19 protein-coding genes and 2 riboswitches are annotated in these 19,524 nt (G+C 57.0%); of the genes, 16 read left to right on the top strand and 3 right to left on the bottom strand.

Annotated features, from left to right (window positions below):
• Positions 1–10: 10 nt before the first annotated feature.
• From asnB to EV586_RS04170, 6 genes are all read left to right on the top strand, one after another.
• Positions 11–1,936, top strand: coding sequence for an asparagine synthase (glutamine-hydrolyzing) (gene asnB / locus EV586_RS04195; protein ID WP_132943787.1), 1,926 nt, complete (start codon positions 11–13; stop codon positions 1,934–1,936).
• Between the two features lie 119 nt (positions 1,937–2,055).
• Positions 2,056–2,502 carry an ACT domain-containing protein gene (locus EV586_RS04190; RefSeq protein ID WP_243652914.1) on the top strand — a complete coding sequence of 149 codons (447 nt, stop codon included), beginning with the start codon at positions 2,056–2,058 and terminating at the stop codon, positions 2,500–2,502.
• A gap of 96 nt (positions 2,503–2,598) precedes the next feature.
• Positions 2,599–3,543: an AFG1/ZapE family ATPase gene (gene zapE, locus EV586_RS04185; protein WP_132943786.1), complete on the top strand. Its 945-nt coding sequence runs from the start codon at positions 2,599–2,601 to the stop codon at positions 3,541–3,543.
• A gap of 92 nt (positions 3,544–3,635) precedes the next feature.
• Positions 3,636–4,169, top strand: a complete 534-nt coding sequence (locus tag EV586_RS04180) for a hypothetical protein (RefSeq protein ID WP_132943785.1) — start codon at positions 3,636–3,638, stop codon at positions 4,167–4,169.
• 137 nt (positions 4,170–4,306) lie between these two features.
• Positions 4,307–5,218 (top strand): phosphate/phosphite/phosphonate ABC transporter substrate-binding protein, encoded by a 912-nt coding sequence (locus tag EV586_RS04175; RefSeq protein ID WP_132943784.1) that lies wholly within the window; start codon positions 4,307–4,309, stop codon positions 5,216–5,218.
• A gap of 149 nt (positions 5,219–5,367) precedes the next feature.
• The gene (locus EV586_RS04170; RefSeq protein ID WP_132943783.1) at positions 5,368–6,276 is read left to right on the top strand and encodes a hypothetical protein; all 909 of its coding nucleotides are present in this window, start codon (positions 5,368–5,370) and stop codon (positions 6,274–6,276) included.
• On the opposite strand, the gene EV586_RS04165 is transcribed toward EV586_RS04170, so the two are convergent.
• Together EV586_RS04165 and EV586_RS04160 are read right to left on the bottom strand one after the other, a co-directional pair.
• The gene (locus EV586_RS04165; protein WP_132943782.1) at positions 6,219–7,091 is read right to left on the bottom strand and encodes a YqhG family protein; all 873 of its coding nucleotides are present in this window, start codon (positions 7,089–7,091) and stop codon (positions 6,219–6,221) included. The genes EV586_RS04170 and EV586_RS04165 overlap by 58 nt on opposite strands.
• Before the next feature lie 100 nt (positions 7,092–7,191).
• Positions 7,192–8,874 carry a DEAD/DEAH box helicase gene (locus tag EV586_RS04160; protein WP_347812663.1) on the bottom strand — a complete coding sequence of 561 codons (1,683 nt, stop codon included), beginning with the start codon at positions 8,872–8,874 and terminating at the stop codon, positions 7,192–7,194.
• Positions 8,875–9,001: 127 nt separating this feature from the next.
• Positions 9,002–9,134: riboswitch (glycine riboswitch) on the top strand.
• 3 nt (positions 9,135–9,137) lie between these two features.
• A riboswitch (glycine riboswitch) is annotated at positions 9,138–9,201 on the top strand.
• A 77-nt stretch (positions 9,202–9,278) separates the two neighbouring features.
• Here EV586_RS04160 and gcvT point away from each other — a divergent pair.
• From gcvT to gcvPB, 3 genes are read left to right on the top strand one after another with little or no spacing between them, the layout of a single operon-like run.
• Positions 9,279–10,376: a glycine cleavage system aminomethyltransferase GcvT gene (gene gcvT, locus EV586_RS04155; protein WP_132943781.1), complete on the top strand. Its 1,098-nt coding sequence runs from the start codon at positions 9,279–9,281 to the stop codon at positions 10,374–10,376.
• Between the two features lie 18 nt (positions 10,377–10,394).
• Complete coding sequence (gene gcvPA, locus EV586_RS04150; RefSeq protein WP_132943780.1) at positions 10,395–11,747, top strand: aminomethyl-transferring glycine dehydrogenase subunit GcvPA; 1,353 nt, start codon at positions 10,395–10,397, stop codon at positions 11,745–11,747.
• Positions 11,747–13,216: an aminomethyl-transferring glycine dehydrogenase subunit GcvPB gene (gcvPB, locus tag EV586_RS04145; RefSeq protein WP_132943779.1), complete on the top strand. Its 1,470-nt coding sequence runs from the start codon at positions 11,747–11,749 to the stop codon at positions 13,214–13,216. The genes gcvPA and gcvPB overlap by 1 nt, the downstream gene beginning before the upstream one ends.
• A gap of 31 nt (positions 13,217–13,247) precedes the next feature.
• On the opposite strand, the gene EV586_RS04140 is transcribed toward gcvPB, so the two are convergent.
• The gene (locus tag EV586_RS04140) at positions 13,248–13,853 is read right to left on the bottom strand and encodes a histidine phosphatase family protein (RefSeq protein ID WP_132943778.1); all 606 of its coding nucleotides are present in this window, start codon (positions 13,851–13,853) and stop codon (positions 13,248–13,250) included.
• A gap of 116 nt (positions 13,854–13,969) precedes the next feature.
• On the opposite strand from EV586_RS04140, the gene aroQ reads away from it, so the two are divergent.
• The 7 genes from aroQ (at position 13,970) to EV586_RS04105 (ending at position 19,474) form a co-directional block, all read left to right on the top strand.
• Complete coding sequence (gene aroQ / locus EV586_RS04135; protein WP_132943777.1) at positions 13,970–14,425, top strand: type II 3-dehydroquinate dehydratase; 456 nt, start codon at positions 13,970–13,972, stop codon at positions 14,423–14,425.
• Between the two features lie 33 nt (positions 14,426–14,458).
• Entirely contained in the window at positions 14,459–15,526 is a 1,068-nt protein-coding gene (locus EV586_RS04130) for a M24 family metallopeptidase (RefSeq protein ID WP_132943776.1), read from the top strand.
• A gap of 52 nt (positions 15,527–15,578) precedes the next feature.
• Positions 15,579–16,136 carry an elongation factor P gene (gene efp, locus EV586_RS04125; protein ID WP_132943775.1) on the top strand — a complete coding sequence of 186 codons (558 nt, stop codon included), beginning with the start codon at positions 15,579–15,581 and terminating at the stop codon, positions 16,134–16,136.
• A gap of 125 nt (positions 16,137–16,261) precedes the next feature.
• Positions 16,262–16,537 carry a YqhV family protein gene (locus tag EV586_RS04120; RefSeq protein ID WP_132943774.1) on the top strand — a complete coding sequence of 92 codons (276 nt, stop codon included), beginning with the start codon at positions 16,262–16,264 and terminating at the stop codon, positions 16,535–16,537.
• Between the two features lie 88 nt (positions 16,538–16,625).
• On the top strand, positions 16,626–17,081 hold the full coding sequence (locus tag EV586_RS04115) for a CD1247 N-terminal domain-containing protein (RefSeq protein WP_132943773.1): 456 nt from the start codon (positions 16,626–16,628) through the stop codon (positions 17,079–17,081).
• Between the two features lie 389 nt (positions 17,082–17,470).
• Entirely contained in the window at positions 17,471–18,697 is a 1,227-nt protein-coding gene (locus tag EV586_RS04110) for an MFS transporter (protein ID WP_132943772.1), read from the top strand.
• A 60-nt stretch (positions 18,698–18,757) separates the two neighbouring features.
• Entirely contained in the window at positions 18,758–19,474 is a 717-nt protein-coding gene (locus tag EV586_RS04105; protein WP_165898222.1) for a polysaccharide deacetylase family protein, read from the top strand.
• Positions 19,475–19,524: the final 50 nt, after the last annotated feature.

The following is a 19,524-nucleotide window of genomic DNA, read 5'->3' as shown; positions in this document are numbered from 1 at the left end:
TTTTACATAGATGTGTGGCATCGTGGGAATGTACAACAAAACCGGGCAGCCGGTTGACCAAAATGTGTTGGAGCGCATGCACGCGCAGATCGTACACCGCGGCCCGGACGATGCGGGCATGCATTTTGAAGGGCCGGTCGGGCTTGGGTTCCGCCGCTTGTCGATCATCGACCTGGAAGGCGGACATCAGCCGATGCCCAACGAGGACGGCACCGTCTGGATCTCCTTTAACGGCGAGATCTACAACTACAAGGAGCTGCGCAAAGGGCTGATCGAACGCGGTCACAAGTTCCAGACCGAAGCGGACACCGAAGTTATCGTCCATCTCTATGAAGAAAAGGGCCCGGACTGCGTGAAAGAGCTGCGCGGCATGTTTGCCTTTGCCATCGTCGACACGCGCAACGATCTGGTGCTGGTCGCCCGTGACCATTTCGGGATCAAGCCGTGCTACTACACCGAGACGGACGAGAGCATCGTCTGGGGTTCGGAGATCAAGTCCCTGCTCGAAGCGCCGGGCGTCGCCCGCGAAGTCAACCCGGAGTCGTTCTGGAACTATCTGACCTTCCAGTACGCACCCGACCCGCTGACGATGTTCAAAGGCATCCACAAGTTGCCGGCCGCGCACTACATGGTGATCAAAGGCGGCAAGATCAAAGAGATCACCCGCTACTGGGACCTCAAGTTCGAGCCGGAAGACCGCCCGCTGTCCTATTACATCGAAGGCACACAGGAGATCCTCCGCAACTCGGTCAAAGCACATATGAACTCCGAAGTGCCGCGTGGCGCGTTCCTCTCCTCCGGCGTCGACTCTTCGACGATCGTCTCGCTGCTCAAAGAGCTGGAGCAGGTCAAGACGTTCACCGTCGGCTTTGAAGGCGCAGGCGGCCAGTCGGAGATCGCCTATGCCCGCGAGACGGCGAACATTCTCGGCACCGAGCACCGCGACACGATCATCACGGCCAAGGAATACCTCGACGTGCTGCCGCGCCTGATGTTTCACCAAGATGAGCCGGTGGCCGACCCGTCGGCGATCGCGCTCTATTTCGTCGCGGAGCTGGCGAGCCGCTATATCACCGTGGTCCTGTCCGGCGAAGGGGCGGACGAAGTGTTTGGCGGCTACACGATCTATCGCGAACCGTTGTCCCTGAAAATGTTCGACTACCTGCCGATGTCGATGCGCCGCACGCTCGGTTCGATGGCCGAAAAGTTTCCGGAAGGCATGAAAGGCCGCTCCTTCCTCATGCGTGGCGGCAAGACGTTGCAGGAGCGCTTCGTCGGCAATGCGTTCATCTTCGGCGAGCAGATGAAAGAGGAATTCGTGCGGCTGAACCCGGAGCAGATGGGCCTGCGCCGCTATCTCGACGTCACTCAGCCGTACTATGACCGTGCGGCCCGATACGACGATGTGACCAAAATGCAGTATATCGACTTCCACACCTGGCTGCCGGGCGACATCCTGATGAAAGCGGACAAGATGACGATGGCGAACTCGCTGGAGCTGCGCGTTCCGTTCCTCGACAAAGAGGTGTTCGAGTTTGCCGCGAAGATTCCGGCTCAGTACCGCACGATGAACGGCACGACCAAATATGTGCTGCGCGAAGCGGTGCGTGACATTCTGCCGAAAGAGGTGGCGGAACGGCCGAAGCTCGGCTTCCCGGTGCCTACTCGCCACTGGCTGAAAAAAGAGCACTACCAGTGGGCGCGCGAACTGATCGATGCGAGCCCGATCGACCACCTGATCAACAAACAGTACGTCATGCAATTGCTCGAAGATCACAAAAACGGCGTCCGCGACAACGCGCGCAAAGTTTGGACGATCCTCGTCTTCATGATGTGGCACCAGATCTACGTCGAGCGCTCGGTGACGATCACGCCGCAAGTGCCGCCGACCGTCAAGACGCGCCGCGAGCAAAACGCACCGCTTGCCGCGTACTAAGTGTTATCGCCAGAGCCCTCTGTTCACACAGAGGGTCTCTTTTTTATGCGGACATACTATTAAATAATCCATACTTTCTATACAATAGAAATAAAAGCTACAATGGGGAGGTTTCGACTTTGAGTTCCAAGCGGCGCCGCTTTTACCTGGTCGCAGAAGACATCATGCCAGAAGCGATGATCAAGACCGTTCATGTCAAAGACATGCTGGCGCGCGGCGAGGCCAATACTGTGCACGATGCGGTGAATCTGGCCGGACTGTCGCGATCCGCATTTTATAAATACCGCGATCTTGTGTTCCTGTACGAAGAAGAAGGGCAGGGCAGGCTGATCACCTTGTCGCTGATCCTCGAGCACCGCCAAGGCGTCCTGTCGGCTGTGCTCAACGCGATCGCCAAGCACGGCGGCAACATCATCACGATCAACCAGGGCATCCCGATGAGCCAGGCGGCGCATTTGACGATGACCGTTGAAGTGCAGCATCTGACCAGCTCGGTCGATGAACTGCTGGAGAGCCTCGAAGCGCTGCAAGGTGTCCGCAAGGCGGAAGTGGTCGGCTACTCCTAAGCTGTCAGATTTCGTGTCTTGAGGACAACCTTGGCCTCATGGTACGCTAATAGGTATCGTCATGATGTACGCAAATGAGAGAAGGGAGGGTATGCAATGGAGCACATCGGTTCGGCGCTGGGCATCGCGGCGCGCCTGAAAGGGCAGGTCGACTATACGCCCGACTATTTCCGTGAGCGTCTGCCGCACCTGCGATCGCTTGGTGTGGACGACCAGACGGTCAAGCGCGGGGCGATTCTTTTGCTCGACCTGATCAAGCAGGAGCGCATCTGCGGCAACTGTCAGGGCTATGACAAATGCGGCAAAGAAGGCGACGCCAAAGGCCTCTATGATTACCTCGATCTGTACAACGACCAGTTGACCGTTCGCACCGGCCCTTGCAACCCCTATTTAAAACATATCGAAATGCGGGAGACATCGTCCTTGCGCGAGTTTTCCGAGAAGACGCTCGCCGACAAGGAATACCGCTTTGACAACTTCCCGCAGGAGCAGGCGCGCAAGCATCCGGAGCTGTATGCGGCGGCGATGGAATTCGCCAGCGGCTACGACCACCGCCGCAACCCGATCGAATCGGCGGCCGCCTTCAAAGGGCTGTACATCTTCGGGTCGCCCGGAGTCGGCAAAACGCACCTGATGCTGGCGGTCTGCAACATGCTCGACGATCGCCAGGTGCCGAACATCTTCGTCCGCGCCGACACGATTTTTGACAAACTGCGCGGCATGGCGGCGTCAGGGCAGGACATGGAAGCGGTGCTGGAAAAATACTGCACCGTGCCGGTGCTGGCGATCGACGAGTTCGCGCAGGAGCGGGCCAACGAGTTTACGCTCGACAAGATGTTCCGCATCATCAACTACCGCTTCTCAAACAAACTGCCGACCCTGTTCACGTCCAACTATGAACCGCCGGCCGTCTACAAAACGTTTTACGATTCCACAAAAACGGTCGATGCGATGATTTCGCGCATCGTCCAGATGACGCGTATCGGCCGCTTGACCGGCAAAGACGCGCGGCTGAGCCAAGTCGAATTCTTAGATGCCTGAGAGGGGGACGCTAAGTCCTCCTCTTTTTTTATACATCGGTACATAGGGAAACGCTGGTTCGTCCATACTAGTCTGTAAGAGGTGATGGTCAAATGAAGAAGTGGCTGCGCATCACGACGGCACTGTTTTGGCTGTTGCTGCTGACGGTGAGCGCCACGCCTGAAGGATCCGCAGGGGGTGTGCAGGACAAGCCCGGCGCCGCGGAGCAGACGACGGCTGAGTTGACCAAGTTTCGCGGGCAGTTGGGCGCGATCAAGCAAAAAGAGCACAACATCCGCCATCTCAACCACCAGATGCGGGACAACAGCTATGAGCTGCGCAAACTGCTGCATCAGACAGACAAAGTGTTTCAAGCGGACGTGGAGAAAAAGCTGCAGAGCTTCCGCGCCAACCTGAAGCAAGCGTACGTCCTGCACAAACAGGGGGAAGCGGTGAAAAAGAAGATCCACGCCGCCCGCAAACAGCGCGACTTAAGCCAGCTGCGCGCGCTGATGGGGGAATTGGACAGCATCAAAAGCAGGCAATTGGAACATCTGCGGCTTGCCGATCAAGAGCTGGAAAGCGAACTTGCGAGAGTAAAAGAACGCGTGCGTTCACGAGAACGCAAGAATTTGCCAGCAAAGTAAGCCTTTTGTTGTCGAATTGTGTTCAATCCTCACAAATTCTACAAAAAACCGATATTTCTTTTTGGGCCAATTGTGCTATACTAATCGTGGCAATAGCCCATTTATTGATCCTATTTACACATTTGGGGGAAAAACGAATGTTCAAAAAGACTTTTGCAGTTGGTATGACTTTGGCTTTGGCAGCAACCATCGTAGGCTGCGGTTCCGATGAGAAAGAAAAAGGCGGCGATCAAGCTGCGAAAACCGAAAAAGACCCGGAGAAACTGATCGTAGGTTTCATTCCGTCCCAAAACGCAGAGAACCTGTCTGCAAAAGCAAAGCCGATGGGCGACCTGCTCTCCAAAGAGCTGGGCATTCCGGTAGAAGTACAAGTTACCACCAACTTCAACGGTCTGGTTGAAGGTATGGCAGCGAAGAAAGTTGACGTCGGCTTCCTGAACCCGATCAACTACGTATTCGCACACGACCAAAAGAAAGCAGTTAAAGTACTGCTGCAAACCGAGCGTAACGGTTCTCCGTCCTACCGCTCCATGTTCGTAAAACGTGCTGACGACACCACCCTCAACAAGGTCGAAGACGTAAAAGGCAAGAAAATTGCATTCGTCGACGCAGCTTCCGCAGCAGGTTACATCTACCCGGCAGTTATGCTGAAAGGTGTAAACATCAACCCGGAAACCGACGTGAAGCCGATTCTCGCAGGCGGCCACGACAAAGCGCTGATGGCGCTGGTTCGCGGTGACGTAGACGTAGCGACCGTCTTCGAAGACGCTCGTACCGTCATCACCAAAGAAGTTCCGGATGCAATGACCAAGCTGACTCCGTTCGCTTACTCCGAAGCGATCCCGAACGACACCGTTTCCATCCGCAACGGTTTCTCGGATGCATTCAACAAGAAAGTTGCAGACGCTTTCATCGCGATCATGAAGACCGACGAAGGTAAAAAGATCGGTAAAGAAATCTACTCCTTCGACAACCTCGTTCCGTCCGACGACAAGAACTTCGACCCGGTTCGCAAAGCGATCGAAGTTATGGGCATCAAGCCGGAGTAATCTCATACAAGCGACACCAAACGACTCTCCTTGCGGAGGGTCGTTTTTTTGTCGGAAAATTTATCGATGCGCCCGACAGGTTCTAACATACATCGCAACGCGGACACGCTACGATGGACAGAGAAGCACCAAAGGAGCGATGACCGCCGATGGGACAAAAATTCCGTACGCTGACCATGCTGACCTTACTTTTCACCACCACGTCGATCCCGACGCTCGCCGAGGCACCGCTTGCCACGGAGCGGCAAGCGCAACCGCATCCGCGACAACAGACGGACAGCACGAGCGCTGTTGTGCAAGCCCCAGTGATCGACATCGCAGCACAAGTACAGCGCCTCTCCACCATTTCCGCATTCCAAGACTGGAAGACGGCGACCGCACAACCGGTGCGCGCCCTGCACAACCCCGAAGGACGCCAAAACGCTCTCCTCTGGAGCGTTCAGGTAAGCGGCCGGTCCGCAGGCTACCTGGTCACCTCCGCAGACGGCCAGCACCTCTACGAATTCAGCCGGGCAGCCATTCCAGCCTTGCCGGAACAGCTGCAGGGGCGGGAGCTGACCGAAGGCTACATCTATGCCGGTCCGATGCTGCACCTCGTCTATCTGCACACGGGAGGTGCGATCCTCGACCTCTACAACCTGCAGACGGGGGAGACTTTGCCGTGGGGGGAAGTAATAAATCATGTGCCGGAGCCCGCAGCAGCGGTCGCGCCTGCAACGACGGCCACCGAGCACGCCGTCGTCCAATCTGCCTCGCCGGACAGCGATGCCCTGTATGCCACAGGCCGGGCCGGCCAACACAAGCGAAATGCCAGCCCCAAAGGCGTCCACCCGCTGCAGAGCTACGCAGCCGGGGACACCTTCGATCGACCGTCCTATCTCGTTTACGATGCTGTCCCCGACAAAGTGACGGTCACCTTGCAGGTGACCAGCGTGGCGACACTAGGGGAGCTGCGCTACCTTCAAGTCCGCGACCCGTTCAACCCGGAGGCAGAAGCGGTCTACATCGACAGCCGCTTCCCGGTCGATGTATTCCTGACCGCATCATCCGCAACATAGAGCAGGCCAAAATGAAACGGTTCGATCTGCACGCGAGGGGCACAGCGCCATTTCAGTTCAGCGATCCGCAATTCCCGTTCGGCTGCGTACAGCGCAGCCTTTTTCTCTTTTTCATCTTCCGACTTGACCTCGTCCGCGTGGACGAGGCCAAGTGATTCATAATACGTCTCGAGCTGTTCCAGCTCCTGCGCCAAGTGCGCCTCCGCTTCCACGGCCCACGAGTGGTCGAGACCTTCGATCTCTGCGACCAGACATTCCTTCAACCGCTGATACCCTGCTGGAAGCGACAGGGCTGCGGGTTGAATCATCATCCCCATACTCGGCGCAGCGCCAAACGCCAGCTTTTCCACCCGATCGTATAAGTCCCGCACCACCGAGCCGTTCCCCAAATGAACCCCATACGACACGATCTCATCCCGCCGCCGATCGGCGATAAACGACAGCTTAAACGTCGTCATCAAGTAAGGCGCCAACGGTTTCGCGCTGACCTTCTGGTACGCGCGGGTGATGCGTCCGCGCTTTTGCGCCGATTCGATGATCTTATTCAGCCGAAAGCTCCCCAGCGTCACAAACTCCAGCTTCTCGACGCCTTCGATTTCCAGGTCAGGATCAAACGCCAGGGAAATCACCGAATTCGGCACCTCCTGGCCCATCGCCTCCACATACATCCAATAATAGGGCCGATCGGTCAATTCCTTATCGATCTCCCGCGGCAACTCCACCTGCAAAAAATCCTCCTGATCCACCAAGATCGGGGCACCCACCGCCTCAAAATACCGCCGGCAAAAATCCTGAATCTCCTGTTGATTCTCCACCCAAAGCCCTCCTTCATCCCAAACTCATCCAAAACGTCCAAGCCAACAAGGTGTAGGTTCCGACCGGAGGGGGATGGCCCCTGCAGGGAGGAGCAACCGATTACATTTTGATCGAAGCCTCTTTCAGCTTTTGTCCAAGCTCCTCATACTTCGCCTTCAGTTCATCCTGCGAAGCGCCGTTTACCAGCAGATCCATCATATCGGCATCAAACTGCCTGCCCACTTTCAAGTTCCCGAGGATCAAATCCAGCTCCCCAATCACCAGCTCAAACATATTGATCTTCTCATTCAGCAATCCGACAATATGCTCCTCGATCGTCCCGCGCGTCGACAAATTATAGACCTTGACGTCTTGAGTCTGACCCAGCCGATGCACCCGTCCGATCCTTTGCTCGACTCGCATCGGATTCCATGGCAAGTCAAAGTTGATCACATGATGGCAAAACTGCAGGTTGATCCCTTCGCCGCCCGCCTCCGTCGCGACCAGCACCTGAAAGCGATTTTTAAACAGTTCTGTCATCCAATCTTTCTTGCTCTTCTTAAATCCGCCGCGGAACATGACCGCCTTGATCCCATTTTGCTGCAGCATGTACAAGATAAAGTCCTGTGTCGCCCGATACTCCGTAAAAATAATCACCTTGTCATCGATCTGCTTCAGCAACTCAATGCACTTGTTCACCTTCGTATAGGCCGGAATGCTCTCCGCCAGCGCATACAGATGATGCACCCGCTCCCGTATCTCCGCCGGCGTCTTCTCGCTTTCCTTCATGCCTTTTAAAGACACCAGAGCAGCATAAGGGGAGGAGCAGATCTGCCGCTGCAGATTGATCAGCTGCAGCACATTGCCTTTTCCTTCTTCGCGCATCGCCGTATACTGCTGCTTAATAAACTCGCTGACACGGTCATACAACTCCCGCTCATCATCCGACAAGTCCAGCATGATCGAGTCGACGAGGCGCTTCGTAAACTGCACACCGCCTTCCGAGCGCTTGTTCCGAATCATCACCTCCGCGAGCGCTTCCTTTAATTCCCCGCGATTCTTCGGCAGCCGCTTATTCTGCATAAACATGCTCGAATACTCTGTCGAAGAGCCCAATTGCCCCGGCTTCAACAGCGTGATCAGGTTGTACAATTCCTTCATATCATTCTGCACCGGAGTGGCCGTCAGCAGGAGCAGATACTTTTTGCGCAGTGTGTTGATCAATTCCCAGTTCTTCGACTTCCGATTCTTCAGTTTGTGCGCCTCGTCGACAATCACCAGATCCCATTCCTGCGCGAGCACGATCTCCCGATGCGTATCACGCTTCGCCGTATCGATCGAGCTGACCACGATGTCATAATCTGTCCAACTGTACGTGTTCTTCTGCGCCCACGCCTGAATCTTGAACTTCGTGCTCAACTCCCGCACCCATTGAATCACCAACGAAGAGGGCACCAAGATCAACACTTTCTGCACCAAGCCGCGAATCAAATACTCCTTCAAAATCAACCCGGCCTCAATCGTCTTGCCAAGCCCGACTTCATCGGCCAATATCGCCCGCCCGTGCAGCTCATTCAGCACTTTTTTCGCCGTCTCGATCTGATGGGGGAACGGCGTGATCTCCGGCAGCTGCTGCAGGCAGATCAACTGGTCAAAATTGGGCACCACACGCGTCCTTTCCGCTTCCAGAGCCAGCCGGAACAGCTCCCACGAATCCCACTCTCCGCTCGTCTCACGCGCCAACAGCATGTCGGCCACCTCTTCTTGCCAGTCCAAATCGGGCACGAAGCGAGTCTTTTCCAACTGATTCCACCTCCGTCGACAACTTGTATGGATAGTATGACCCCAAAAGGGGAAAATTTTTCGAGGGACGGTTCCAAATGGGTGAGATTGTGATATGATGGATGCGTAACCAAACAATAATTGCGAATGATCGTCGGTGGGAGAGGGCACAATGTTCGTTTTTTAACCAAAACGGACCTCCTGTGACGCCGAAGGAGCAAGCTGCGTCCCGCCCAAGGACGTATGCGAATCTCTCAGGCAAAAAGTACCGCCGCGGGACGCAACTCTGGAGAGAGCCGGTTGTACCGGCCACCCAAGGTGTAAAACTCTCAGGTAAAGTGTACAGAGGAGACCGGGCCTAACAGGCATACGTGTCTCCTTTTTTGATTCTTTTCGATCTCATACATGCCCAAGGAGGTATTTTGGTGGACCATCTGAAGAAAACACCATTGTTCGAAGTGTACCCGAACTATAACGGCAAGATCATCGATTTTGGCGGCTGGGCGCTGCCGGTGCAGTACTCCGGTATCCTCGAAGAGCACGAAGCGGTGCGCAACCGCGCCGGCCTGTTCGACGTGTCGCACATGGGCGAACTTGAAGTGACCGGCTCCGATGCGCTGGCCAACATCCAGAAGTGGATCACCAACGACGTGTCCAAGCTGGCCGACGGCCAGGCGATGTACTCCCCGATGTGCTACGAAAACGGCGGTGTCGTCGACGACCTGCTCGTCTACAAGAAAGGCGACAACAACTACCTGATCGTCGTCAACGCCTCGAACATCGAAAAAGACTTCGCCTGGGTGCAAGAGCACGCGTTTGGCGATGTGACCATCCGCAACGCGTCCGACGAGATGGCGCAGCTCGCCCTGCAAGGCCCGCTCGCTGAGCAGGTGCTGCAAAAGATGACCTCCACCGACCTTGCGCAGATCAAATACTACTGGTTCCTCGAAAACGTCGACGTCGCAGGCGTCAAATGCCTCGTCTCCCGCACCGGCTACACCGGCGAAGACGGCTTTGAACTGTACTGCGCTGCATCTGACGTCGCCAAACTGTGGGATGCGATCCTCGCATCCGGCAAAGAAGACGGTGTGCTGCCGATCGGACTCGGTGCCCGCGACACGCTCCGCTTCGAAGCGCGCCTGCCGCTCTACGGTCAGGAGATCAGCGCTGACATCTCGCCGCTCGAAGCGGGTCTCGGCTTCTTCGTCAAGCTCGACAAACCGGACTTCATCGGCCGCGACGCGCTGGCGAAGCAAAAAGAAGCGGGCGTGAAACGCAAGCTCGTCGGCTTCGAGATGATCGAGCGCGGCATTCCCCGCACGCACTACGCAGTGCAGGTAGGCGGCCAGCAGATCGGCGAAGTCACCACCGGCACCATGGGCCCGACCGTCAAGAAAAACATCGGCCTCGCGCTGATCGACGTGGAGTACGCGACGATCGGCCAAGAGCTCGAGGTGATCATCCGCAACAAGCCTGTCAAAGGTGTCATCATCAAAACGCCGTTCTACAAGCGTCAGAAGTAATAAGGGAGGCCAACCTGAGTGAACAAATTCAGCTATATTCCGAACACGGAAGCGGACCGCAAAAAAATGCTCGACTTCCTCGGCGTCGAAAAAGTGGAAGACCTCTTCCTCGACATCCCGGAGCGCGCGCGCCTCGGCCGCGACCTGAACATTCCGAAAGAACTGTCTGAAGTCGAGCTGTACCGCTACTTTAACGAACTCGCTGCCAAGAACGCCAACCTCGAAGAAAACATCAACTTCCTCGGCGCAGGCGCCTACCAGCACCACGTCCCGGCGGTCGTCGAAGCGATCATCGGCCGCTCCGAGTTCTTCACCGCATATACGCCGTACCAGCCGGAGATCTCCCAAGGCACCTTGCAGGCGATCTTCGAATACCAGACCATCGTCTGCGAACTGACCGGCATGGACGTGTCCAACGCTTCCATGTACGACGGCCCGACCGCCTTCGGCGAAGCGGCGTTCATCGCCTGCTCCGCGACCCGCCGCAGCAAAGTCATCGTCGCGCGCTCCGTCAACCCGGAATACCGCGAAGTGCTGAAGACCTACGCGTACGGTCAAAACATCGAAGTGGTCGAAGTGGGCATGCAAAACGGCGTGATCGACCTGCACGACCTGGAAGCGAAGCTCGATGACACCATCGCCGGCGTCTTTGTGCAGTACCCGAACTTCTTCGGCGGCATTGAAGATCTGCAGCAGATCAGCGACCTCGCGCACAGCAAAAAGGCACTGTTCGTCGTCTCCGTCAACCCGATCGCGATGGGCGTGCTGGAAGCGCCGGGCACATTCGACGCCGATATCGTCGTCGGCGAAGGGCAGTCGATGGGCAACCGCATCTCCTACGGCGGTCCGTACCTCGGCATGCTGGCGGTGAAGAAAGACCAAGTGCGCCGCATTCCGGGCCGCGTCGTCGGCCAGACGACCGACCTCGACGGCCGCCGCGCCTTCGTACTGACCCTGCAGGCGCGCGAACAGCACATCCGCCGCGAGAAAGCGTCCTCCAACATCTGCTCCAACCAAGCGCTGAACGCGCTGGCTGCGACCGTCTATGCCTCCTACATGGGCAAGCAGGGCTTCCAGGAAGTCGCGCGCCTCAACTTGCAAAAAGCGCACTACGCGTTTAAGCGTTTGACCGCGATTCCGAAAGTGAAAGCCCTGTTCGAGAACGCGCCGTTCTTCAACGAATTTGCCATCCAGATCGAAGGCGACGTGGCCGAAATCAACAAGAAGCTGCTCGAAAGCAAGATCATCGGCGGCTACGACCTCGGTTCGACCTATCCGGAATTCAAAGGCGCGATGCTGATCGCCGTGACCGAACTGCGCACGAAACAAGACATTGACCTGTTGGCTGAAAGACTGGAGGCGATCCTGTAATGCGTCAAGAGAAAGATAAAGCACTCATTTTTGAATTGAGCGAACCGGGCCGCGTCTCGTACAGCCTGCCGGAGCTCGACGTGCCGGAAGAGCCGATCGAGAACCTGATCCCGCAAGCGTACATCCGCAGCACCCCGGCTCAACTGCCGGAAATGGCGGAGCTCGACCTCGTCCGCCACTTCACCGAACTGTCCAAGCGCAACCACGGCGTGGACGATGGCTTCTATCCGCTCGGCTCCTGCACGATGAAATACAACCCGAAGCGCAATGAAAAAGCGGCGGCGATCCCGGGCTTCGCGCAGATTCACCCGCTGCAGCCGCAAGAGCAGGTGCAAGGTGCGCTCGAACTGATGTACAAGCTGCAGTCCGAGCTTGCTGAGATCACCGGCATGGACGAAGTGTCTCTGCAGCCGGCAGCAGGCGCGCACGGCGAGTGGACCGGTCTGATGATGATCCGCGCCTACCATGAAGCGCGCGGTGAAAAGCGCACCACCGTCATCGTGCCGGACTCCGCACACGGCACCAACCCGGCGTCGGCGACCGTCGCAGGCTACCGCACCGTCACCGTCAAGTCGAACGAACAGGGCGGCGTCGACCTCGAAGCGTTGCGTGCGGTCGTCAACGAAGACACGGCAGCGCTGATGCTGACCAACCCGTCCACCTTGGGACTGTTCGAAGACCAGATCATCGAGATCTCGGAGATCGTCCACGCCGCGGGCGGCATGCTCTACTACGACGGCGCGAACGCGAACGCGATCCTCGGCTATGCCCGTCCGGGCGACATGGGATTTGACGTTGTGCACTTGAACCTGCACAAGACGTTCACCACCCCGCACGGCGGCGGCGGTCCGGGTTCCGGTCCGGTCGGCGTGAAGAAAGAGCTGATCCCGTTCCTGCCGAAGCCGCGCGTGGAACAGGCGGCAGACGGCTCCTACGTCCTGAACTGGGACCGCCCGCAGTCGATCGGCAAAGTCAAAGGCTTCTGGGGCAACTTCGGCATCAACGTGCGCGCGTACTCCTACATCCGCACGATGGGTCCGGACGGCCTGAAGCGCGTCACCGAAGACGCGGTGCTGAACGCCAACTACATGATGCGCCGCCTGCAGCCGCACTTCGAGCTGCCGTATGACCGCATCTGCAAGCACGAGTTCGTCCTGTCCGGCCGCCGCCTGAAGAAAGAATACGGCGTCAAAACGCTCGACGTGGCGAAGCGCCTGCTCGACTTCGGGGTGCATCCGCCGACGATCTACTTCCCGCTGAACGTGGAAGAAGCGATCATGATCGAGCCGACCGAGACGGAGAGCCTGCAGACGCTCGACAACTTCTGCGACCTGATGATCCAGATCGCCAAAGAAGCGGAAGAGAATGCAGACCTGATCAAAAACGCTCCGTACAACACGAAAGTCAACCGCCTCGATGAAACGACCGCAGCCCGCAATCCGGTGCTCCGTTTCACCCACGAAGGCTAAAACAAAAAGGAGTGCCGGATGGCACTCCTTTTTATGATTCCAGATGCGCGGTGCAGCCGATCTCAAGGACCTGCCACGAGCCGTCCGCGTCCCGCAGGACACGGGTGATGCTGGTGTTGCCGAGCTTGCTGATGCCGGAGCCGAGACGGCCGTCTGTGATCGCGTGGAGGAAGGCGTTGATCGTGCCGCCGTGCGAGACGAGGACGACGTGCTCGCCGGGATGCTGATCGGCGATGAGGTTGATCGCCCGATAGGCGCGGGCGCTCAAAGCTTCGAATGACTCGACGCCGGGGGCGTCATGTGAAAAGCCGGTCGTCCAGAAATCGGGATAGCGGTCGAGGATCTCCTGGCGGGTGCAGCCTTCGAATTCGCCGAAGTGGCGCTCGCGAAGGTCATCCTGCACATGGTGCGGCACGCCGACCGCCGCCGCGATCGTTTCGCCGGTCTTATGGGCGCGCAACAGGCGGCTGGTATAAAGCACGTGGAACGTTTCACGGGAAAGGCGCGCCGCGACCCGCTCCGCCTGGGCCAGACCCGTCTCGGACAACGGGATGTCCTTGGAACCCTGCAGCCGCATCTCGCGGTTCCAGATCGTCTCACCGTGGCGCACCAACGTAAACTGTACAGGCTGGTTCATGATCGATCACACCTTTCAAATGCAATTTTCTCCATTATATCATTTAGAGCCGTCAACTGTTCAATGAAGGAATTTCATGATAAAATGAGTCTTGGACTTTTTGGGAGGTTATCCCTTTGGCGAAAATACTGGTTTTGCACGGACCTAACCTCAATCTTCTCGGCACTCGGGAGCCAGAGGTGTACGGGCGGACGACATTGCCGCAGATCAACCGGGATCTGAGCCTGCTGGCCGACCGGTTCGGCGTGGAGCTGGAATGCTTTCAGTCCAACCACGAAGGCGAGCTGATCGACCGCCTGCAAGCGGCTGTGGGCAACACGGACGGGATCATCTTCAACCCGGCCGCCTACACCCATACCAGCATCGCCATCCGCGACTGTCTGTCGGCGATCCAAATCCCGACGATCGAAGTGCATCTGTCCAACATCCATGCCCGCGAGGAGTTCCGTCATCGCTCGATGATCGCGCCCGTCGCCATGGGACAGATCAGCGGTTTAGGCGCGCTTGGCTACACGCTCGCTTTCCATGCGCTGCTTGAAGACTTTGCCAAAAGAGGGTTGTTATCGGAGTAGACTATGAAGTGAAACGAAAAGGGGGAGATTTCTGTGGAACAACGTCTGACTCGTTTGCGTGAACGGATGACTGCAGAGAATTTGGAAGCGCTGCTCATTCTCAAGAAGGAGAACCGTTTTTACATCTCCGGCTTCACCGGCTCGACCGGCTACCTGCTCGTCACGCACGATGAGGCGATCCTGATCACCGACTTCCGTTATACGGAACAGGCGACCGAGCAATGCCCGCACTGCCGCGTGGTGGAAGCGAAAGATCTGATCGGCTCCTTGCAAAGCGAACTCGCCGCCAAGAAGCTGACCCAGCTGGGCTTTGAAAAGGACTATGTCAACTACGGCCTCTTCGAAACGCTGAACGGCAAGCTCGAAGGTGTGACCCTCGTGGCGAAAGAAGGCATCACCGAAGAGATTCGCCTCTTCAAAGACGAGAGCGAACTGGTGATCATGCGCAAGGCTGCCAAGATCGCAGACGACGCGTTCTCGCACATTCTGGGCTTCCTGCGCCCGGGCATCTCCGAGATCGAAGTCGCGCTGGAACTGGAGTTCTTCATGCGCAAACTCGGCGCGAAATCCTCTTCCTTTGACATCATCGTCGCATCCGGCGCCCGCTCGTCCCTGCCGCATGGCGTGGCCAGCGAGAAAATTCTCGAAGCAGGCGATTTTGTCAAAATGGATTTTGGTGCATACTACCAAGGGTACTGTTCCGACCTCACCCGCACGGTCGTCTTGGGCGAAGCAAGCGACAAGCAGCGTGAGATCTACGACATCGTGCTGAAATCCCAGCTGCACACGCTGGAAAACATCAAAGTCGGCATGACCGGCAAAGAAGCGGACGCGCTGGCTCGCGATATCATCGCCGAGCACGGCTACGGCGACAACTTCGGCCACTCGCTCGGCCACGGGCTGGGCACGGTGGTGCACGAAATGCCGTCGCTGTCCGTCCGCGGCGAGACGGTGCTGAAGCCGGGCATGACCGTGACGATCGAGCCGGGCATCTACATCCCGAACTTCGGCGGCGTGCGCATCGAGGATGACATCGTGATGCAGGAGAACGGCATCGAAATCCTCACTTCGTCGACGAAAGACTTCTTGATCATCGGCTAACGACCACAGCAGCAACCAAGATACTTTTGTACCCATACAGGAGGCAATTTTCATGATTTCTTCGAACGATTTTCGTCCAGGCGTAACGATTGAGTACGATGGCGGCCTTTGGCGCGTCGTCGAATTTATGCACGTCAAACCGGGCAAAGGCGCTGCTTTCGTCCGCACCAAGCTGAAGAACATCCGCACCGGTGCTGTCCGCGAGATGACCTTCCGCGCAGGTGAAAAAGTGCCGCGCGCTCGCGTGGAGACCCGCAAGATGCAATACCTGTACAACGATGGCGAGTTCTTCCAGTTCATGGACAACGAGTCGTTCGAACAGCTCGGCGTCCCGGCGAACATGCTGGAAGACGAAGTGAAATACCTGCTTGAAAACATGGAATGCTCTGTGATGATCTACGAAGGCCAAGCGATCGGCGTCGAATTGCCGAACACCGTCGTGCTGACCGTTGCAGAGACCGAACCGGGCATCAAAGGTGACACCGCACAAGGCGGCTCCAAGAACGCTGTGATGGAGACCGGCGCTGTGGTTCAAGTTCCGCTGTTCATCGAAGTCGGCGAAAAGCTGATCGTCGACACCCGCAACGGCGAGTACGTATCCCGCGCGTAATTTCACACCATGTTGACGACAGGCGCGTCCTCCTTACGAGGGCGCGCCTGTTTGTTTTGGTGATACCTTGTCCGGTTCGTGCATATCTTCGAGTAGTGGATGTTTGCAAGCGAGGAGGCAAGGCGATGTTTTCCTATTTTCGGGAGCACATTTTGATGGGCATGGCCGGGCTGCGGCTGCTCTCCGGGCTGATCGAAATCACGGCGGCCGTCGCGATGTTTTATTTTGGCAGTGTGCAAAAGGCGGTGCAGATCAACGCGGGGCTGGCGCTGGTCGGACCGACCGTGTTGATTTTGGTGACTTCGCTCGGGCTGATCGGCTTGGCCGACAAGTTGGAATTCTGGCGGATGGTCGTGGTGATGGGCGGGGTGGGACTGATTCTTTGGGGCGTGCGCGGTTAATTTGTGGCAATGTTGGTCAGAATAGCGTGTGGATGGAAATTCCGATTGTGTAGCGCCGCTTAACAGCCGCGAAGGAGGATCGAGTCACTTGAACCAAATCAAAGAACGTTTGGCGTATCTGAAAGGTCTGGCAGAAGGTTTGAACGTGGGACAGAGCACTCCGGAAGGGCGCGTCCTGGCCGGCATGATGGAAGTCATGAATGAGATGGCTCGCTCCCTTGATCGCCTGACGATGATGCAGGATCAACTGGAGGAGTACATTGAAGCGGTCGACGACGACCTCGGCGATCTGGAAGAGGATTTCTACGGCGAAGATCTCGAAGATGATGATTTCGAGTACGACCAAGACCTCGAACTGGATGACGACACGGCGATCGAGTATTTGGAGATGAACTGCCCGAACTGCGGGGAGACCGTATTCGTCGATGAAGACGTGTTCAAAGGCGATGAGATCGTCGAAGTCCTGTGCCCGGAGTGCCAGGAGACGGTGCTGGTCAACGATAATTCAGGCGAGGATGACTTGGCTGGAGAGTTGCGGGACTGATCGATGCGAAAAAAGACCCCTGTCCGCTGCGGACAGGGGTTTTTGTCATGAGGAGAGTGCGATATTCTTTTTGTTGAAAAACGTGAGGAGCAGGATGATGCACAAGATAAAAATGACGAGGAACGCAACAATCCATTTGGTGATCGTATAAACAAAGTCCGGCAACTTCTGTCCCTCCTCGGGCTGCATCTTTCTACCAGTACATGCAGCGGCTGCACCGTTTGACTCGTACAGGCGTGGAAGGAAGCGGAAATTGGGTTCCAGATGGGCTAAGAAAAAGACATTTCTGTTACATCTTTTCAGACAGGGTGGTTTCGCGTACAATTATTACGGGTATCGAAAGAATTGCAAGAAATGCTTTGATTTTGTCAGGAAAGGACGGGGTGTCTATGCAAACGGTTGCGAAAGCGAACGTGCAGTCATCACCAAACGGTACGATGTACCGGATTCTGTTTGCGATCAGCTTCGTCCATCTGCTCAACGATACGATGCAGGCGGTCATTCCGGCGGTCTATCCGACTCTGCGGGAGTCGATGGCGCTGACCTTTACACAAGTCGGGCTGATCTCGTTTGCGTTTAACATGACCTCATCGGTGCTGCAGCCGGTCGTCGGCTTCTGGTCGGACAAAAAGCCCAAGCCGTTTCTGCTGCCGTTTGGGATGGCTTTGAGCATGATCGGGATGCTCGGGCTGGCCTTTGCGCCGAACTACCTGTGGATCTTGTTCACGGTGCTGTTCGTCGGCCTCGGTTCGGCGGTGTTCCATCCGGAAGGCTCGAAGGTGGCATACTTAGCGGCCGGCACGCGGCGGGGCTTTGCGCAGTCGGTCTATCAGGTCGGCGGCAACACGGGCTCGTCGCTGGCGCCGCTGATGACCGCTTTGATCTTCGTGCCACTGGGGCAGTTCGGGGCGATCTGGTTTACGTCGCTCGCGGCGGTGGCGATTGTGGTCTGTCTGTTCGTCTCCTCGTGGTACACGCAGCAGCTGGCCACGCAGGCTCTGGCTCGCAAGTCGAAAGGGGAGCGTAAATCGGGCGCGCTGAAGCGGCAGATCGGCTTTGCGATCGTGCTGCTCACCTTCCTCGTGTTCGCCAGATCGTGGTATTCGTCAGGACTTAGCAATTATTATCAGTTTTATCTGATCGACCACTATGGATTGTCGATTTCGAAAGCTCAGGTCTTCATCTTCCTGTTTATGATCGCCGGCGTCATCGGTACGTTTATCGGCGGGCCGCTCGCCGACCGTTTTGGAAAGCGGCGGATGATCTTCTTCTCGATGCTCGGCGCGGCGCCGTTCGCCTTGCTCCTGCCGCATGTGAGCTTGCTGTTCGCCTATCCGCTCCTGTTTGTGATCGGCGTGATCCTGTCCACGAGCTGGTCGGTCACGGTGGTCTATGCGCAGGAGCTGATTCCCGGCAAGATCGGCACGGTGTCCGGGCTGATCGTCGGCCTGGCCTTTGGCCTGGGCGCGATCGGTTCGGTCGCGCTCGGGAAGCTGTCCGACCTGCAGGGTCTGGACTTCACGATGCTGTTCTGTTCGTTCTTGCCGCTGCTGGGTCTGCTGACCTATCTGCTGCCGACCGACCGGAAATTGAAGGAATGGGAAGCCAACGCGTAGAAATAGAGACCCGGTCTGACTGCAGGCCGGGTCTTTGTTTTTATGGAAGGAGGGTTTCAGATGAAAAAGGGATTGATCTATGGCGGGATCGCGCTCGCCGTAATCTTTGCGCTGAATGTGCTGGTGTTTTTCGCGTACAACCGTCCGCCCGACCGGGCCTTGTTTCTCGATCCGGTGACACATTTCGAGACGGAGGAGAAAGTGATCGCGCTGACTTTTGACGACGGGCCGACCAGGGAATGGACGGCGCCTCTCTTGGATCTGCTCAAGGAGCACGAGGTAAAGGCGACGTTTTTTATGATCGGGGACAACATCAAAGAGAATGAAGATATCGCCAGACGAGCGGTCGCAGAAGGGCATCAGGCGGCGAACCACACGGAGCATCACAACCGGATGATCTACAAATCGCCGCAGTTTATCAAAAGCGATCTGCGTAACATGGACGGGCTGTTGAAAAACATCGAGGAGCAGGACCGGAGCTTCTTCCGTCCGCCGTACGGGGACAAGATGGTTGTGCTGCCGTGGATGCTGAAACAGCGGGACATGAAGCTGGTGACGTGGGACATCGATCCGCAGGAGCAGTATGCGGAAAGCTATGATCCAAAGCTGATCGTCGAGCAGATCCTGGCCGATGTGCACCCGGGCGGAATCATCATTCTGCACGATGGACGCCGCCGCGATCCGACCGCTTTTTTGCAAGTGGTGGATGACGTGGTCACGAAGCTGAAAGCGGATGGATATCGCTTGGTGACGGTGAAAGAAGGCTTGCAGCTCTGACGGACGCTCCCGCCTGCTCCTTCATAACATGGAGGGAAGGAGGGGCGCCG

Source organism: Tumebacillus sp. BK434, from assembly GCF_004340785.1.
Taxonomy (GTDB): Bacteria; Bacillota; Bacilli; order Tumebacillales; family Tumebacillaceae; genus Tumebacillus_A.
This window is presented reverse-complemented; position numbering and strand designations above follow the sequence as displayed.

Excerpts from the sequence above, each read along its gene's own strand:
- asnB (WP_132943787.1), top strand. The coding sequence starts at position 11 with ATGTGTGGCATCGTGGGAATGTACAACAAAACCGGGCAGCCGGTTGAC.
- zapE (WP_132943786.1), top strand. The coding sequence starts at position 2,599 with ATGGAGCACATCGGTTCGGCGCTGGGCATCGCGGCGCGCCTGAAAGGG.
- EV586_RS04180 (WP_132943785.1), top strand. The coding sequence starts at position 3,636 with ATGAAGAAGTGGCTGCGCATCACGACGGCACTGTTTTGGCTGTTGCTG.
- EV586_RS04175 (WP_132943784.1), top strand. The coding sequence starts at position 4,307 with ATGTTCAAAAAGACTTTTGCAGTTGGTATGACTTTGGCTTTGGCAGCA.
- EV586_RS04170 (WP_132943783.1), top strand. The coding sequence starts at position 5,368 with ATGGGACAAAAATTCCGTACGCTGACCATGCTGACCTTACTTTTCACC.
- gcvPB (WP_132943779.1), top strand. The coding sequence starts at position 11,747 with ATGCGTCAAGAGAAAGATAAAGCACTCATTTTTGAATTGAGCGAACCG.
- EV586_RS04140 (WP_132943778.1), bottom strand. The coding sequence starts at position 13,853 with ATGAACCAGCCTGTACAGTTTACGTTGGTGCGCCACGGTGAGACGATC.
- efp (WP_132943775.1), top strand. The coding sequence starts at position 15,579 with ATGATTTCTTCGAACGATTTTCGTCCAGGCGTAACGATTGAGTACGAT.
- EV586_RS04120 (WP_132943774.1), top strand. The coding sequence starts at position 16,262 with ATGTTTTCCTATTTTCGGGAGCACATTTTGATGGGCATGGCCGGGCTG.
- EV586_RS04110 (WP_132943772.1), top strand. The coding sequence starts at position 17,471 with ATGCAAACGGTTGCGAAAGCGAACGTGCAGTCATCACCAAACGGTACG.
- EV586_RS04105 (WP_165898222.1), top strand. The coding sequence starts at position 18,758 with ATGAAAAAGGGATTGATCTATGGCGGGATCGCGCTCGCCGTAATCTTT.